This is a genomic window from Stutzerimonas stutzeri (assembly GCF_000935215.1).
In the GTDB taxonomy this organism is placed as follows: Bacteria; Pseudomonadota; Gammaproteobacteria; order Pseudomonadales; family Pseudomonadaceae; genus Stutzerimonas.
Map to the genome: position 1 here is coordinate 1 of NZ_JXXD01000263.1, position 298 is coordinate 298.

Consider the following 298-nt stretch of genomic DNA (forward strand, 5'->3'; position numbering starts at 1 on the left):
CTCAACATCATGGCTCGCCATGTACGTTATGCCGATTGATTGCCCCTCCATGACTGCCCACTACAGCCCCAGCGCCTACCAGCCGGCGCGCATTCCCGACCAGCCGGCAGCGACCATGCGCAGTTGGTTGTTTCGCTTTGGCAGCTCGCGCCTGCCTTGGGGCCATACCGAAGATATCGTGCCCCATAGCATGCTGAGCCATACATCCCCCGCCAGCCTGCGAGATGTTGAACGCTACGAGCACGCGCTAGCAACAGGGGAGGAGCAACGAGAAGCCTACGAACTGCTGGATTACCAC

The 298-nt window shown here is 60.4% G+C and carries 1 pseudogene; it reads left to right on the top strand.

What is annotated here, in order from left to right:
• Positions 1-49 precede the first annotated feature (49 nt).
• A pseudogene (locus LO50_RS21550) lies at positions 50-298 on the top strand (hypothetical protein); the annotation flags it as partial.